Origin of the sequence: Nostoc sp. C117 (assembly GCF_043099735.1) — a bacterium.
In the GTDB taxonomy this organism is placed as follows: domain Bacteria; phylum Cyanobacteriota; class Cyanobacteriia; order Cyanobacteriales; family Nostocaceae; genus Nostoc.
Genome location: NZ_CP170991.1, coordinates 1,671,613 through 1,687,223, shown reverse-complemented (window position 1 = coordinate 1,687,223; position 15,611 = coordinate 1,671,613). Strand labels below are relative to the sequence as shown.

Annotated in this window: 13 protein-coding genes and 1 pseudogene; 5 read left to right on the top strand and 9 right to left on the bottom strand. The window is 37.9% G+C overall.

The genetic code is table 11. From position 1 onward, the window contains the following. The first annotated feature begins 287 nt into the window (after window positions 1-287). The 3 genes and pseudogenes from rplU to ACFG4S_RS08155 all read left to right on the top strand — a co-directional run. Complete coding sequence (gene rplU / locus ACFG4S_RS08165) at window positions 288-692, top strand: 50S ribosomal protein L21 (protein ID WP_392534317.1); 405 nt, start codon at window positions 288-290, stop codon at window positions 690-692. A gap of 30 nt (window positions 693-722) precedes the next feature. Beyond that, entirely contained in the window at window positions 723-1,010 is a 288-nt protein-coding gene (gene rpmA, locus ACFG4S_RS08160; RefSeq protein ID WP_392534316.1) for a 50S ribosomal protein L27, read from the top strand. A gap of 239 nt (window positions 1,011-1,249) precedes the next feature. Further along, a pseudogene (locus ACFG4S_RS08155) lies at window positions 1,250-1,909 on the top strand (magnesium chelatase domain-containing protein); the annotation flags it as partial. 137 nt (window positions 1,910-2,046) lie between these two features. On the opposite strand, the gene ACFG4S_RS08150 reads toward ACFG4S_RS08155, so the two are convergent. The 7 genes from ACFG4S_RS08150 to ACFG4S_RS08120 all read right to left on the bottom strand — a co-directional run bounded on the left by ACFG4S_RS08150 (window position 2,047) and on the right by ACFG4S_RS08120 (window position 10,259). Next, window positions 2,047-3,312, bottom strand: a complete 1,266-nt coding sequence (locus ACFG4S_RS08150; RefSeq protein ID WP_392534315.1) for a hypothetical protein — start codon at window positions 3,310-3,312, stop codon at window positions 2,047-2,049. A 246-nt stretch (window positions 3,313-3,558) separates the two neighbouring features. Continuing rightward, window positions 3,559-4,125, bottom strand: a complete 567-nt coding sequence (locus ACFG4S_RS08145) for a hypothetical protein (protein WP_392534314.1) — start codon at window positions 4,123-4,125, stop codon at window positions 3,559-3,561. Continuing rightward, on the bottom strand, window positions 4,118-5,074 hold the full coding sequence (locus tag ACFG4S_RS08140; protein ID WP_392534313.1) for a hypothetical protein: 957 nt from the start codon (window positions 5,072-5,074) through the stop codon (window positions 4,118-4,120). The genes ACFG4S_RS08145 and ACFG4S_RS08140 overlap by 8 nt, the downstream gene beginning before the upstream one ends. 184 nt (window positions 5,075-5,258) lie before the next feature. Beyond that, window positions 5,259-6,398: a hypothetical protein gene (locus ACFG4S_RS08135; protein WP_392534312.1), complete on the bottom strand. Its 1,140-nt coding sequence runs from the start codon at window positions 6,396-6,398 to the stop codon at window positions 5,259-5,261. Between the two features lie 220 nt (window positions 6,399-6,618). Beyond that, window positions 6,619-7,584 carry a DUF6262 family protein gene (locus tag ACFG4S_RS08130; RefSeq protein ID WP_392534311.1) on the bottom strand — a complete coding sequence of 322 codons (966 nt, stop codon included), beginning with the start codon at window positions 7,582-7,584 and terminating at the stop codon, window positions 6,619-6,621. Continuing rightward, a complete protein-coding gene (locus tag ACFG4S_RS08125) occupies window positions 7,574-9,169 on the bottom strand; it encodes a tyrosine-type recombinase/integrase (protein ID WP_392534310.1) in 1,596 nt (531 codons plus the stop codon). The genes ACFG4S_RS08130 and ACFG4S_RS08125 overlap by 11 nt, the downstream gene beginning before the upstream one ends. Beyond that, window positions 9,132-10,259 (bottom strand): tyrosine-type recombinase/integrase, encoded by a 1,128-nt coding sequence (locus ACFG4S_RS08120; protein ID WP_392534309.1) that lies wholly within the window; start codon window positions 10,257-10,259, stop codon window positions 9,132-9,134. Before ACFG4S_RS08120 ends, ACFG4S_RS08125 begins: the two co-directional genes overlap by 38 nt. A 265-nt stretch (window positions 10,260-10,524) precedes the next feature. On the opposite strand from ACFG4S_RS08120, the gene ACFG4S_RS08115 reads away from it, so the two are divergent. Further along, window positions 10,525-12,369, top strand: coding sequence for a tetratricopeptide repeat protein (locus ACFG4S_RS08115; protein WP_392534308.1), 1,845 nt, complete (start codon window positions 10,525-10,527; stop codon window positions 12,367-12,369). Window positions 12,370-12,631: 262 nt separating this feature from the next. After that, complete coding sequence (locus ACFG4S_RS08110) at window positions 12,632-13,234, top strand: hypothetical protein (protein ID WP_392534307.1); 603 nt, start codon at window positions 12,632-12,634, stop codon at window positions 13,232-13,234. 38 nt (window positions 13,235-13,272) lie between these two features. Here the strand turns inward: ACFG4S_RS08110 and ACFG4S_RS08105 are convergent, their stop codons facing one another. Together ACFG4S_RS08105 and ACFG4S_RS08100 are read right to left on the bottom strand one after the other, a co-directional pair. Then, on the bottom strand, window positions 13,273-14,154 hold the full coding sequence (locus ACFG4S_RS08105) for a CoA-binding protein (protein ID WP_392534306.1): 882 nt from the start codon (window positions 14,152-14,154) through the stop codon (window positions 13,273-13,275). 119 nt (window positions 14,155-14,273) lie between these two features. Beyond that, entirely contained in the window at window positions 14,274-15,500 is a 1,227-nt protein-coding gene (locus ACFG4S_RS08100) for an ATP-grasp domain-containing protein (protein ID WP_392535937.1), read from the bottom strand. Window positions 15,501-15,611 lie beyond the last annotated feature (111 nt).

Below are 15,611 nucleotides of genomic sequence, written 5' to 3'. Positions count from 1 at the left end.
TTTACGTATGCCTAACAGACCTAATGGTCTGTCGCAAAAGTTTTGAGAGGTTCGTAATAAGGACTTTAATGCTTAAAAAATCAAGGGCTAAAGTCCTGACTACAAACAGGTAGCTATTACATTTTGGGTACTAAATAGCTTGACTTAAAAGCTTATAATAAAATAGAATTTTAGATTGTCTGTCTAATTCCTGCTCGGAACAGGTGGACATATTACAAAAGTTGGAAAAACCATCTCTAAACAAGATCAAAACCAGCTACCTGTACGGCAACTTCAAGGACAATTCCATGACCTACGCAATTATTGAAACTGGCGGCAAACAAATAAAAGTAGAGCCAGGGCGGTTTTATGATATTGAACTGCTGACAGCTCAACCAGATGAAAAAGTTACAATAGAAGCAGTATTATTGGTGCAGAACGATGGCGAAGTCACAATTGGACAGCCATTAGTGTCAGGTGCGACTGTAGAAGGGACTGTACTACGACATTTTAGAGATCGTAAAGTCCTGGTATACAAAATGAAGCCGAAAAAGAAAACCCGCAAAAAGCGCGGGCATCGCCAAGAAGTTACCAGACTTTTGATTAACTCCATCACCCTTAACGGTACTGTGTTTGCTGCTGAAGCGGCAAGCTACGAAAGCCCTATTCTAGATGAAACTTCTGCCGAAGAAGCTGAAACCGTTGCAGAATAATAAAAAGAAGTAGATACAGAAGAGGAAATTATGGCTCATAAGAAAGGAACAGGTAGTACGCGCAACGGTCGTGATTCTAACGCCCAACGTCTGGGTGTCAAGCGTTATGGCGGTCAAACTGTGCGTGCAGGAAATATTCTCGTGCGTCAGCGCGGCACTAAATTTCATCCTGGTAACAACGTCGGTATTGGTAGCGATGACACTCTGTTTGCCTTAATCGACGGTGTTGTAATGTTTGAGAGAAAGGGCAAAACCCGTAAAAAAGTTAGTGTTTACTTACCTGTAACTGCTGATGCTGTTGAGGCAGTGGCAAGTTAGAGTTTTAGTTAAAAGGGCGGCTAGAAACCGTGTCTACACAAACAAAACCCACCTTGTGAGTTTCAAACCCTGAATTTTTCCTTAGGACTTCGTTTGTATAGCCGCGAATTCTATTCGCCCTAACTCTAAAATTGACAGTTATTCTCGATATCAATCTAAAAATCGTCTCTGTGGTTTCACTCATGCCAATCTATTGACTCATCTGCTAGAGATTCTAAAGGTTTATTCTTATATAAGAAATGCTTGCTAGAGTCTGGAGTGCATCTATTGTGGGCATCGATGCCGTGAAAGTAGGCGTGGAAGTCGATGTGTCAGGAGGATTACCGGGAATTGTTGTCTTAGGACTGCCAGATTCAGCGATTCAAGAATCAAGAGAAAGAGTCAAAGCCACGCTGAAAAATGCAGGTTTTGCCTTTCCCATGCGGAAAATTGTGATCAATTTAACTCCGGCAGATTTACGCAAAGAAGGTCCCTGTTTCGATTTACCTATTAGTGTGGGGATTTTGGCGGCTTCTGAGCAAGTTAATGCTGATTTATTAGGTGATTATTTATTTTTAGGTGAAGTCTCTCTGGATGGTAGTTTGCGGCCGGTGGCTGGTGTTTTGCCGATCGCCGCGGCTGCGGAAAAGATGGGAATCACAGCTTTAGTTCTCCCTGCTGATAATGCTCAAGAAGCTGCGGTGGTTGAAGGTTTGGCTGTTTATGGCTGCAAACATCTGTCTGATGTGGTGGATTTTTTAAATAATCCAGGGCGTTACAAACCTGTGCAAATGGATCGCACAACGGAGATCGTAACAGTAGCTTACCCTGGTGCAGATTTGCAAGATGTGAAAGGACAGGCTCATGCGCGTCGGGCTTTAGAAATTGCTGCTGCTGGTGGGCATAATTATTACTTTATCTATAGCTAAAACCTTAAAATACTTTTAGGACAATAATTTCACTTTGTTTATATATCCAAGAAGTAAGCTCAAATGTTTGTCTATAACGTTAGCCATAAGAACCAAGGGCTAAACTTCTTATACATTACCTTTTTATCTTAACTGCCTAGATTTAACCTTGAATGAAGGGACTTAGATGCAACCGAGGAAGGGTGTCCAGGTAGGCAGTACCTATCTCTTTCTACAATTGCTTTGTAATATTCCCATCTCGATTCTTTGTATTGCTCAACCCACAAATCTGGGTTGCATATTTCTAAGCAAATTTGATTAACTTTATCTTTAATAAATGAGAATTGATTTCCAATTTTACCCGTTGGATCTTTATAGGTATTTTTTATAGCTGGATAAAGTTGGTTCCATACAAAATCATCTAGTCTGACTGCATCTATGTATACTTTTTCCTTGTACTTTTCATCTGCGTGCTTTTGAACTTCATTTAATGCTTGTACACCTTCTTCCGTAATGCCACAAGGAGAAATAAATTGAAACACTAATGATGTTTGAAATAAATAATATGGATTGCTATTCAAGAATCTGCGGAATCGATTATAAGCTAAATCAACATATCTTCTAACTTCGTACACATCTTTTATATCTTCATGAGTAACATAATTAGATTTAATCTCACTGACAATAACGATACGCTCAAGTCCTTTAAACATTGGAACTTCTGGTCTTAATAATAAATCGAATCTTCTGGATTTATTTTTGGAAGTTTTATAATGAACTTTTTGTGCTACTTGCCTCCACGGGCTTAAGTTTGCATAACTTGCAAGGGTGACTATCCATTCCTCTAAAATATCTTCACTTCCTGCCCAACCATAACCATTTTTAATATCTTTTGTTACTTCTGCGATTGGTTTCTCTTTTGACCCTAACGGTATATCTTCAAAAGAAAATAGAGATTCAAGCTTTAAAGTTAATATATCATTAGCAACTAAGGAAGGGATTGCTTCTATCATGTCTAGAGCAATATTTCTTACCTGTTTTGCTATTTCTGAATCTCTAAGAATAAATCCCATACGCATGACTGCACGGGGTGGAAACAAGTTAACTGAAGAAGTTTTTGATGCGAGGTGCATTATGCACCTCGCATCATTTAAAGCTTGCCCACGTAATAATCTTATCCCATCTGCTTCAAATTCATCTCTATGACGCTTGAAGTTTGCATCTATGGTTTCTTCGGAAACTTCATAAAATTCAGCAACTTGTTTTAAGGTAAGCCATCCAGAACCTTCCCATACAGCAAAAAATATTTGTTTTACCTTATTTAAGATATTTTCTGCATCTGAGTTAGATGTTGCTAACAGTTGACTGTCGCGTGCAGTTTTAGACTCAACAAAAATTTCTTGCGAGAATTCCATATTGCTTCTGTTTAACTAGAAAACTTGTATATATTTATACAATACTTTTGACTTGTACTTTATAGTAGTTATTTTTATAAAGTTTATAATTATTTCATTTAAACTTTATTAAGTTATCAGCCAGAGGCTATTCTTTACGTAAAGCAAAAATTATCCCATGAATCGGCAACGCCTTGAAAATTTATCTAAGAAAATTTTCAAGGCGCATTTTGTTTTTGTGTAAGAGTTCTATTAATCTACAAGTAATTAAGGTAGAGATTTTTTTTGTTGCTCAATTTCTTGTGAAATAAGTTTATTAACTCTTTTCAAAACCATTAAAAAAGTTAAAACAAATGAAATAGCCAAGAAAAAAACAAACACAGAGGAAATAGAATTAGCTAGCCCATTATTAAACATAATGGAAATAGAAAGCATAACAACAATAAGCAAAGATAATAATATTTCAAAAGAAATATTAAAATATATTTGCTCCAAAATTTCTACTTTTAAACTGTTAGCTTGTGAGGAATTGCTAGACTTTACAGCTTTTGACGCTGCGTCATAAACAAGAATCAATAAATTAAACAGAAGTCCAGCAAAAATTGCAAATACATTTATTAAAATACCAATCAAATCTTTGTTTAGAACAATCCTAAAAAAAACAACACAGAGACTGATAATGAATGGCACAAGAAAAAATAAAAACAAGTCAGATAGAGAATTATTGGATGCTCCGTATTCTTTTAACGTGCTTAAATGATTGGTCACAATTTCTAAAACATTGATTTTAGAAAAAGTTTGAGGACTTGTCCTAGAAGAGCTAGATTTAGGCATCTATGTTATCCCCCCAAATAGATATCGCTAAATCTTTTAAAAGAGATTTAGCTCTAGAATCCATTATATCAAATTTAGGATGCCCATTTATGTCTAAATCAATGCCAGATATATCTTCATAATATCTTAACTTACCCATGTCTGAAATATCTATTGTTTTATATGAATTGCCAACTCTGACTTGCATTTTAATATTGTCATAATCAAAGTTTTTTACTTCTACAATACTTCCTACGCTTAGGTCATCTGTGTTTAAAAATTTATCAATATTCGTGGTTATCATTGAACGGATGTAGTATGGTAAAATACCATTTTTAGGCGCAGACAAAACTAACTCACATTGCCCTTCAAATTCATTTTCATCCGGCATTCCATTAGGGTGTCTATCAAAAATATCTTTTGGATATCCTTGTTTAATTAATCTCAACTTAATAAATCTACCATTGATATATTCTTTAATTAAACCCCTGGGAACTAAAGGGTTTATGTCTAATAAATATTCATCAGATATTTTAGTTTTGAAATACTGAATAAAGTTATCAAATAATAAAGTTTTAACACCAATATTATTAAATCTTTGTAATATAATTATTCCTTTATCTACTTGAGATGGTAATCTTATTAAAAAATAATAAGGTATAAGTTCAGCATCCAAAGTATTTCTTTCATAAGAAACTGTGTCAGTTACAGTATTTAAAAGCTTAGAGCCATATCCATTTTGTCCAGCTTCAATCTGACCAAAAATAGTCCTATTTTCTTTCTTAATGGAAGTAACTTTTATGACTTCACCCGTTTTGTTGTTGATAGGCGAGATAGGTAAAATATTGGATAAATATTCATAAAAAATGTCAAAAAAGTCTAATCCAAGGACATCTTCAAAAAATAAATAGTGTTTAGAATTTTTTTGTCTTAACCTTAAAGTATATGGAGCTAAAGAAAATTTAGACATAAAGGTTTACAACTAATAAACAAATTTACAAAATCAAAATTCCACTAACATCAATTAAAATAGCTCTAGGGATTGTGGACGATGAGGGATTTGCGCCCTCCAGTACGCAGTTTAGGAGACTAGTCTGGCACTAAGCATCGCCCATGAACTACCAAGCAGTAAGGGTAAAACCTTGCTGCTTCGGTTAAAGTTTTTCGGATTCCAGTTCAGCTATTAATTCTTCAGCTTCCTTGCCACCCAAGTCACGTAATTCTTTGTGTATAGTGCTGAGTTTGCGGCGAAGTACCAGTAATTCCTTAATCTTAGCCATAATTTCCCCGGCTACTTGTAAATTATCTTCCAAAGATGGTGATGAAGTAGAAGTTTCCTGCTGGCTGGTTTCAGATTTCATAGAAATGTTTGCATTACTATCGTCTAAATTTTCGTTAAAATATATTTCTGACACCAGTTGATCTAAAGATGCTAACTGGCTATCCGAAAAAGAGGTGCTATTTGAAGACGAAATTACAGATACGTCGTCATGATAGTGATTCCCATTTTGCGAATCACTCAATTTACTATTTAAATGCTGGTCGTTGCCAGGTAGCAGAAGCCTAATTAATTCAGCATTAATTCCATTACAGAAAAAATAAATATATCCACTCCTACCCTGACCTTTGGTACTAGCCGTTTGCCTACTAAGCCAACCTGAATCTAAAAGCTCCTTCAGACGTTTGTTAATTGTAGTACTATGCAAGCCAAGTTTATTAGCGATTTCAGTTGACATAATGCCAGTATCTGGAATCAGCTTCAAAATAGATTGAATAGTAGGTGAAAATTCTTGTGCTAGGTGTTTTAAATGAAAGAAAAATAAGTCTCTTTCTTCCGTAACATCGTCATCTAGATTAGTACCTGATAAAATTGATTCCAGTAAATTCTCAACTACGGACTTGAGAAGTTTCAAACTTTTCTTACTTTTGTACTTTATTGCAAAATCAATAACTTCAATTGATAAGTCGCTTGCAAGTGAAAATAAATGCTTTGCCTTAACTGCACCTACTCCGACACAAACTTCTCTATAAGTTGCGTATTTTTGGACGTGAAGCTCTTTAATTTGTTTTCTAACAGATGAATCAGAAAGGTGTATTTCTTGAGAAATTTGCTGTGTGCTACTTTCGCCTTTAATTGCTAAACACCGCAAAATTGCCAGTTGTTGTTCTGTTAATTTTGCGAGTTCAATAATTTTAGGCTCTATTTCAAGCTTTTGACGATGCAATTTGATTAGGCATGTCCATTGACTTTGCCGGACAGACTCTTCTAGACTTAATGACGTAAGTCTAGACATAAGCTCACCTCCTAAATGGGTAAGTGTCTTGGCTTCCACCCAAGTAGAGCGAGTGTAGTGGGCTGGAAATTCACATCACCTGCTTACTTAGAGTGGAACTTTGATTTAACTCAAGCAAGCCTTCCTAAGTAATTAGGAAGGTTTGTTCTAACTACTCAAAATAGCATAGAAGAATCTAAAACAGATCCTGCAAATTTTTAAAAATATAAAATTAATAGCATTAAGTTTTATTAAGTTTAGCGTTTTTTATTTGTTGAAGCTCCTCTAAAGGATATCTATCAGTCATTTCAGCGAACTGCATCCACTTATCTTGGGTGGTAATAACGTACTGAACACCTTCATCATAGATAGAAGCTTTGACTAGCCCTAGTGATTGAGCCAGGGTGAACCACTCATTGAAAGCAGCTAACTCTTGCTTTTTCTTGTAGTCCTGATTAGGAACGTAGGAATTTTTGATGGCTGCCATTAAAAAACGAACCCTATCATCTGCTCTATTTTCGGATATCGCTTCCTTAAGGCTGGTAATCGCTTGAAGAGTTACTTCGTTAGGCGCAGAATTAATTGCTTTTTTCAAGGTAGAGTTAATTACAATGCCTAGCTCCTCTAGCTCAAATTTAATTGCGCTATTTATTCCTGAGTTACCTGATTTTTTTTCAGTTAAAGACGCATCTTCGCCCTTTGCAGGACTGGGGAGGCTAGATGGCAATAATAATTTATCGCTACGACTTTTAATAATTTCAATTTCAGCTTTTGTGCCAGCTAACAATTTGGTTAATTCCTCATTTTCCCGCCGCAGAACTGCATTCTCGTCTACCAAAGCTCTCTGTCGTCCATGAATAGTTTCCAAATGTTCTCTCAAGCCTCTATTTTCAGCCTCGATTTTCCTAAGTTTTTCTCTCAAGGTTTTGATGATTGCGTCTTTGGAGGTATCTGAAGCTTTTTGCTTTGGCAAGACTTTCTGGGATTTGGGGTGATTATCCCTAAGATCCTCTATTTGAGCTTTAATTTTAGGCTGTTTATAAAGCCAAGCCTTGCTAACCCCTGAAGCTTGAGCAACCGTATTAAAATTAATGACTTGCTTTTCTTTAATTAATCGCTGAATTCCCTGCTCTACTTTTTTAAATGCCTCTTGGCGCTTTTTTTGGGCATTGTCACGCAGTCCCTCAACATTACGCTCAACCGTCATTTGAGTCCGCCTCCAATCTTGCAATGATTTTTTCTAGATTTGATTTCACCTTTTGGTTCATTTCAACTTGGCGCACCCATCCATTAGCCTCAGCTTTTTGAATAATTTGGTTAGCTTGTTCTAGCTGCTGTTTATGCTCTAGTAAATACTCAGTTGTAGTTCGGAAGTGAGTACAGGTTAAACAAGCATTAGCATGGGGGCATCCTTGAGAAATCGTAGGCAAGGCACAAGAACCATTTGGTAATGCCTGCGCTTGAATATTCCGTTTGAACCACTGCAAATCAGCTATATCTGCCTGTAAATCATTAGGTTCGACAACTTGCCCTGCAATATTCACAACCTTGCCTTGAAACTTTGCAATTTCTTCTTTCATTGTCTGGTCGTGAATATGAGCATAAACCGCCGTCATGTTAGGGCTTTCATGTCCTAAATATCTTTGGACAATGTGCTGAGGAACACCATTATTTATCATCCTTGTTCCGACTGTATGACGAAACTGGTGGGTTTGAAAATGCCATACATTACCAGAGTTGTCGCAAATCTTTCTTCTTTGAGCTAAACGGTTAAGATGATTCGGTAATGTTTTCCGCATCATTACATGAGGGGATGGAACAAAATTAGGTCTAATTGCCCCTACATTTGCACAAAATAAATAGTTAAATTCTTGTTGAGTAAAATGTTTACGGATATACTTCTGTTGTTCTTGAATTACTCTTACGACCTCTCTTGAGATGGGTATAGTAATTTCCTTTTTCATCTTGAATTGGTAATATTTTAAAAACCAATCTCCAGATTTATCCTGCAATAAACAATCAAAGCTAAGATTTACTAGCTCTGAAATTCGCATTCCACACTCTTGCAATACTAATACCATTCTCATTATTGGCTCTGCCAAATCATCTAGGTATTGATTAAGTTGCTGCATTACCTCTTCTGGAATGTAGCGAGGCAGTCTTTTTTCTATTTTGGGGAAATCTTCAGGACGAACCAAATACCTTCGGACATCAAGCCATTGATATTGATAAGCAGCATCAAACAATAGCTTTGCATCGCTAATACACTTATAACGGGTACTAGATGCTAATTTTTGACTTGCTAAATATATTGTGTACTCAGTAATAATATCGCGGTCTATATTTTCTGGAATGATGTCAGGGTAGTTTTCTGCTAAGAATTTTGACAATTTTCTGATTGAACCAAGCTTCTCTTGTACAGAAGCAAATGTGATGGAACTCAAGCAAACTTTTAAATAAGTTTTTGCTGTTTGTTTCAACCAGTCCTGCTTTATAGGGACGAAATTTAGTTTATAACTGGATTTCCCTACACCACCCTCAACTCCCAATGCACGACAATCCCAAACATCTTTAGAATACTCAAGTTTGGGATTAATACTTGTTTCAGGAAACTCTTGATTTACATCCAGTACCTCTGGTGTAAAAGTTTTGTAGCACCGCTTGCATATATAAATTTGAGTACCAGACGGATTTTTACCATTTTTTCTGAAACTGGTGCTTTTACACCTAGTACAGTTGATAAACTGATAAACTTTATTCTGGTTCTGAATTGCTTTCTGATTCCGTATCATATTCATTATTCAAGTATTGACTCAATTCTCTTTTCATGTCTTCATTGCTGACATGAACGTAGGTGTTGAATGTGGTTTGAATGCTGGCATGGTCTAATCTCTTTTGCACATAAGCCATGCCCACACCTTGACGAATTAGTTCTGTAGCGTGAGTATGCCGAAAAATATGGGGGTGAACAGCAATACCAGTTTTCCTCTTGAGGCGATTGAACAAATCCATTACATTGCTATAAGTCATAGGAGAACCAATCCTTCCATCCCACAGATTGACAAAGACATAATCGCTAAGGTCGTCGCCAAGTATCTCCATAAATTCATCTTGCAGATACTTACTGTATAAGCCCATCAATTCTTTCGAGACATGAAGATCAAAAGGAGACTTCGTTTTAGCACGAGCGCCATTGGCATTATTGCTTCTAGGAATGACTTTGATTAAATTGTCCCAAGAATGAATATCCTCATGTCTTAACCCCAAAGCCTGTCCAATTCGCATACCGCTTTCATGCAACAAACAAAGTAGGAATTTATCTCTAAGTCGGGTACAGGAATTAATTAATTCCTCTACTTGTTCAGGAGAAAGTGTTTTGGGTAGACGCTTTGGCTCTTTCAGTTTGAGTAAACGAGTTCTAACTGATTTACTTTTAGTGATATGGTGCAGAAAACCTTTGTATTTCCGCCCAGGCATTACCTGTGACCGATAAAGCGGAATATGAGGAACCTTACCCGTTTTTTCGTGAAAATCGTAAAGCATACAAACCGATGTCAGAATCAAGTTTACAGTTGATTCTGTACGCTTTGCTTCTTGCTCTTGGATTGATAGAATACCTTGGGGATTAGGACTTCTGAGCCATGACATAAAATCAGCAAGCTCAATCACACCCATTTGTGTCCAATCTAGGTTATGAGCTTGCAGGTATTCAAAGTATTGCTTTAGATGGTGAGCGTAAGACCTAATTGTGTTTGGCGATCGCTCGATGCTTTCTAAGTATCTTAAAAACTGCTCGATTGGAGCAATTGGCAAATAATCAGCACCTAAGACCGTCCAAGTAATTTGGTTACTGTCAGGGATACGTACCCTTTGAACTTTCACAGTACTTTATAGACGTTTATTACTTTGTAGAAAAGCTTAATATTAATATTCTACGATGAGGTGATTTCCGTGTCAATACTGTTGTTGTTTACTTTAAAGAATTGTTTTTAAGAGCTATAGATAATTTGACGTTAAGTTGATACGTATGGGCATTGGTTCACCCCCTACCTCTCTCTACCTCTCCTGCTCCCCCTGCTCCCTCCCCACTCATTCCCCACTCCCAAGACTAGAATTAGAATTGATGTAACGTTCCTTAGTAGCCAAAGTGCCAGACTCTTTGCCATTGCGCGATCGCTATCTTGCCTTAATCGATGAAATTGTCGAAACCACCCTCAAGGGCAAAATTAGCTCTGTTGATATGGTGTATCAAATGCTCCTCAAAGGTATCACTTCCGGCACAGGGGAAGTGTTTGAGCTAGCTTTGAGCGATCGCCTGAATGCCCTCCAAAGCCAAGTAGACAGTGAAAAAGACGAACTGAAAAAAGGTAAAGCTACTCGCAGTTTGAGAGCCATTAAAACGATTCAAACTCAATGGCAGCGATGGCAAGAACAAAATAAAGCCACAGAAGCGATAGCTTCTGCCGTTACAGAAATTACCACATCCCCTGCTAACGAGCGTCTGGCGGCATTTATCCGTGTTACCGATCCCAATCAAAAGTATCCGCTAAATCTGCCGCAATTACAGCAGTTATCAAAATCATTACAGCAATTTGCCCAGGTAGATGATGATTTACAACAATTTTCCGAAGGTATTACCCGTGGTTTAGCTTCTTGGCAACGTCTGCAAGACAACTTGATCGGCTGGATGTACGAGCAAAAAGAATCTTTAGGATTTGGCGGCGTACCAGGAGAACGAGGCCCTTGGGCGAGTTGGGCTAAGCAACTCAATAGTGAGTTACCCCAAGCCCTGTTTCGCACCTTGGCTAGGGAAGAATCGGCAATAGAGTTTGCCCAGCGACAACGGGGTATCACCCTTAGAGATTGGGTGGAAATGGCATTGATTTTACAGTACTTGCAACGGGGCTTAATTAACTGGTTTGACCAACAAGCTTACGATGTGAAAGCAGGGCCAAAATTGTCTATTTCCACTTTTTTGACCTTTGCAGTGATTTGGAGTCAGTTAGCAAGTGGTTTTCAAAGCATTGGTACACGATATAGCGATGCTTGTTCTCAAATTATGCTCCAAATTTTGCGAACCTTTGCCCAGCGTCCATATTTTCCTTTTTATGGTGGGATTTTTGCCTCTTTTACTGGCAGTTATCTACGGGATGCCCTAGATTATTTGGATGAACCGCTGCGAAGAGGAGAGGGAACGCAAGAGAAAGCGCGCATATTGACACTTTTAGGTTATTCTCAGCGAGCTTTAGGACAATATCAGCGTTCTGTCGATTTTCATCAGCAAGCTTTGGAGATAGCGAGGAATGCAGGCGATCGCCCCTGTGAAATTGCCAATCTCAACCACCTCAGCCGTACCTATGTGCAACAGCAAAATTATGCTGAGGCAATCAACTACAGTCAACGAGCATTAATCTTAAGTCGGCAAGCAGGCGATCGAACAGGAGAAGCAAACGCGCTAGTAAATTTAGGTTACAGCGAAGTTATGCAAGCTCAGCAACTCGAAAACTTAGAACCAGAAACTTATGAAGCTGCAATTAACTATTTAGAACAAGGTTTAAAGTTATCAGAAAAATTAGGCGATATTCAAAGCAAAGCCTTATGTGTCAGCAGCTTAGGAATTGCCTATTTAGTAATTGGACAACATCAAAACGCCATTAAATATCTTGAAGATGGCTTTAAAACAGCACAGGTTTCCGGTGATTTTTACCTGCAAGGAAAAAATTTAGCTAATTTAGCTGAAGCTTATTATCATCTGCAAAATTCGGAAAAAGCGATTTACACTGGTTGTTTAGGAATGTATCTTTTAAACCAAATTGCTTCTAGTGAGTGGCGTCAACCAGCAGGGTTACTGACAATTTTACATGGACAAATAGGCGCAGAAGATTTCCAAAACTTCTTACAACAACATCGCCCTAAAATAATTGCAGTTATCGGTGTAGATGGCTACGATCATATTCCGCAATTGTTAGAAGAATATCAGAGAGATATGTAAATAAGCTAATGTATTTTTACATTGCATATTTAGGGCAGGCAAGATGCTATGCCCACCAAACAATAATTTTATCTAAAATTAGTATGTAAATTAAATATTTAACAGCTTATAACTAGTCGGACAAAATTAATTACGCAATTACAGGAAATATTTTTCTCCATCTGCTTATACAGTACATTCTGGAATTTTTCCAGCTATTTACTTCTAGAAAATAGACAATAGAGTTAAGAAATAAATGAATCAACTTTGTTGATATGGAATCATGGCTTATAGTGATTTTAGTATTCGTAAAGCAAAAGAAAACTTTAATTTAACTTTGGTTGAGGGAGGTAGCTTTTTTCCTAAGATTGAACCTCTTGCACCTAGCCCTTATCTAGTAGAATTTTTGCAAGAAAGTATACCTCTAGCCATCGCAATGGGTTCTGAAAAAGCACGTTCGGAACTAATTATCAGTCCAATTTTGTTTGAAATGCGAAAAATTCTTGATCGGAAAATTAGTTTTTTTTCTGGTGAGGAATTTACAGTCGATCCTACTGTAGGTTTGAATGGTATTTGTGATTTTTTGATTAGTAAATCGCCTGAACAATTAATTATTGAAGCACCAGCAGTAGTAATTGTAGAAGCCAAAAAAGAAAATATTAAGGGAGGCTTGGGACAATGCATGGCAGAAATGGTTGCCGCGCAAAGGTTTAATGAACTGAGTCAGCAACTCACCCAGGTGGTTTACGGTATTGTCACCAGCGGTAATCTGTGGACATTTCTCAAGCTAGAAAAGCAAACAGTAACAATTGATTTAACAGATTATTTAATTCCTCCAGTTGAGAAACTTTTGGGAATTCTGGTTTGGATGATTAAAAATACTTAGTACACCTTGTGGAGTCTTGCTATGCTCAATGCCCAAATTTAATTAATTCCTTTTCTTACCAATTCTGGAATTTGAGAAGGGCGTTCAGCTACGGGAACTTCTACTTCTTTCAAAGCAGCTAATTTACTTTGGGCTGTACCAAAATTAGGATCGCGTCCGATAACTGTTGCCAAAGTCCCAGTTTGACGCCAACTTTTTCCGGGTGGTGCTTGTCTACCAGCAATGTAGGCAATTACTGGTTTATCAATAGCCTCACCAATGTAACGTGCTGCTGCTTCTTCACTACCACCGCCAGGTTGACCAACCAAAACGATCGCCTCTGTAGTTTCATCTTCATCGAGAATTTGCAGCCATTGTAGAAACGAGGAACCCACGATCGCATCACTACCAATGCTGACACTAATTGACTGTCCCAAACCAGCTTTTGTTAATTCGTAAGCGACTTCATAGGTAAGGGTGCTGCTGCGACTGACAATCCCCACTGGACCCGGTGTATAAAATTCACTCGGTTGAGTTCCTAAGAGAATTTTTCCCGGCACAATGATCCCCGGACTATTTGGCCCTACTACTAATGTTTCACAGGCTTCAGCTTTGCGGAGTAATTGCACCATATCCAAAGGTGGCACTCCAGCGGTGATAATAATGATTTGGCTAATATTCGATGCGATCGCTTCTAATGCCGCATCCAAAACATTGTAAGGATCTACACAAATAATTGTTGTATCAATTGCGCCAAATTTTTCTACTACCTCTTCTACTAAATCAAATACTGGTAGCTCCTGGATTTCTTCTCCACCGCATCCAGGATTAACACCAGCTATCAAATTCGTGCCATAAGCTTTCATTTGAGCAACATAAGTGCCTGATATAAATTCACAAAAGCCTTGAATTAAGACTTTACTTTCTGGCGTTAGGTTCATATTAAATTACCGTAAATTTTACAAGCCAGTGTGTTGAGCCACTGCGCTTGAAGAAAGGGATAAGGGAAGGAATCAGATGGATTATGGATTGTATTAATTACGAATTTAGGAATTACAAATTATTTTTTATGAGCAGTTGGTTTAGCAATACGAACTGCAACTTCCACCGCTTCATCTAAATTTTCTACTACAAAGAGGGCATTTTTCGGAGTTTTTAGTGTTGCTAAATAACTTCTAGCTGCTTTCAACTCAGAACCAGCAAGGCGGACAACTAAGGAGGGAAAATTCAGATCTGGCGGGATTTTCTTACCATTAGAGCGTACAACTTGTAATTTCATTTCGTTATTGTCATGCTGTACAACTTTAGCTATGACTTGGGTTACTTCCTCAGTCTGAGGGATACTACCGAGAAAGTTAATTAATATAACTTCAATGCTTTGATCGGCAGCTAAAATTTTCAAACTTGTTTCTAGGCGATCGCCAAAGGTAGTTGGTTTCGTATCTGTCAGGAAAGCATGACGTAGATTTAAACAAACACCTGGCTTACCGCCAGCATTCGCAACTAAATCCAAAGTTGCCATTACTGAACCAGTGCCATTACCTAAAATACCGATTTTTCCGTGCATTTGCACACCATCCCAGTCACCTAAAATACCATTTATTTCAGTGCTGGTATGACGACTGATGATTTTTGCTGCCATTTCCGCAAGATCTGGATGACGCTTGATCGCCCGTTCGTTGACTCTGACTTTACCATTGAGAGCCATAACTTGACCATTAGCACTGACAGCCAAAGGATTAATTTCCACCAAATCCAGGTCTTTTTGTACAAATAACTGATACATCTGTTGGACAACCTTGCTTACTGACTGCATCAGCGTTCCCTGCAAGCCCATTTTCAAAGCTAGTCGTCGCGCATAATATGGCGAGAATTCTTGTTCAACTACGACATGGTGCATTTTTTCGCCGGCGGATTCCCAATCGATATCTGCTTCTTTGCAGCCTAAAAGTACTGGCCGGCAAACAGCGGTATCTAAAACCACTGCTAGATAAAATTCTTGGTTGGCGTCGTATTGGGATTCTGCCAAGACAACTTCCGGCAACTCCCCCCAAATGGGTAAACTGAAGATATTTTGGGCAGCGGCGATCGCATCAATAGTGGTTTCAGCAAATCTGACTCCACCTGCTTTTGCCCGTTCTGCTCCATGTACTTGAGATTTCAGGACAATTGGAAAGCTAATTTTTAAACGTTTTAAATCTGTGGGATGGTCAATTCGTTGGGAGGGCAATACCGGAATGCCTATCTTCCCAAACCATTCTTTAACTTGATACTCTAACAAATCCATTGATACACCTTGTATTGACACTTTCCAAACTTGGGTTAGTGCTGTTTAAATATTTTGCAGCACCTTTATTACATAGTTAAGTTTTTGGCAGCTATAAAAACTCATTTTTCA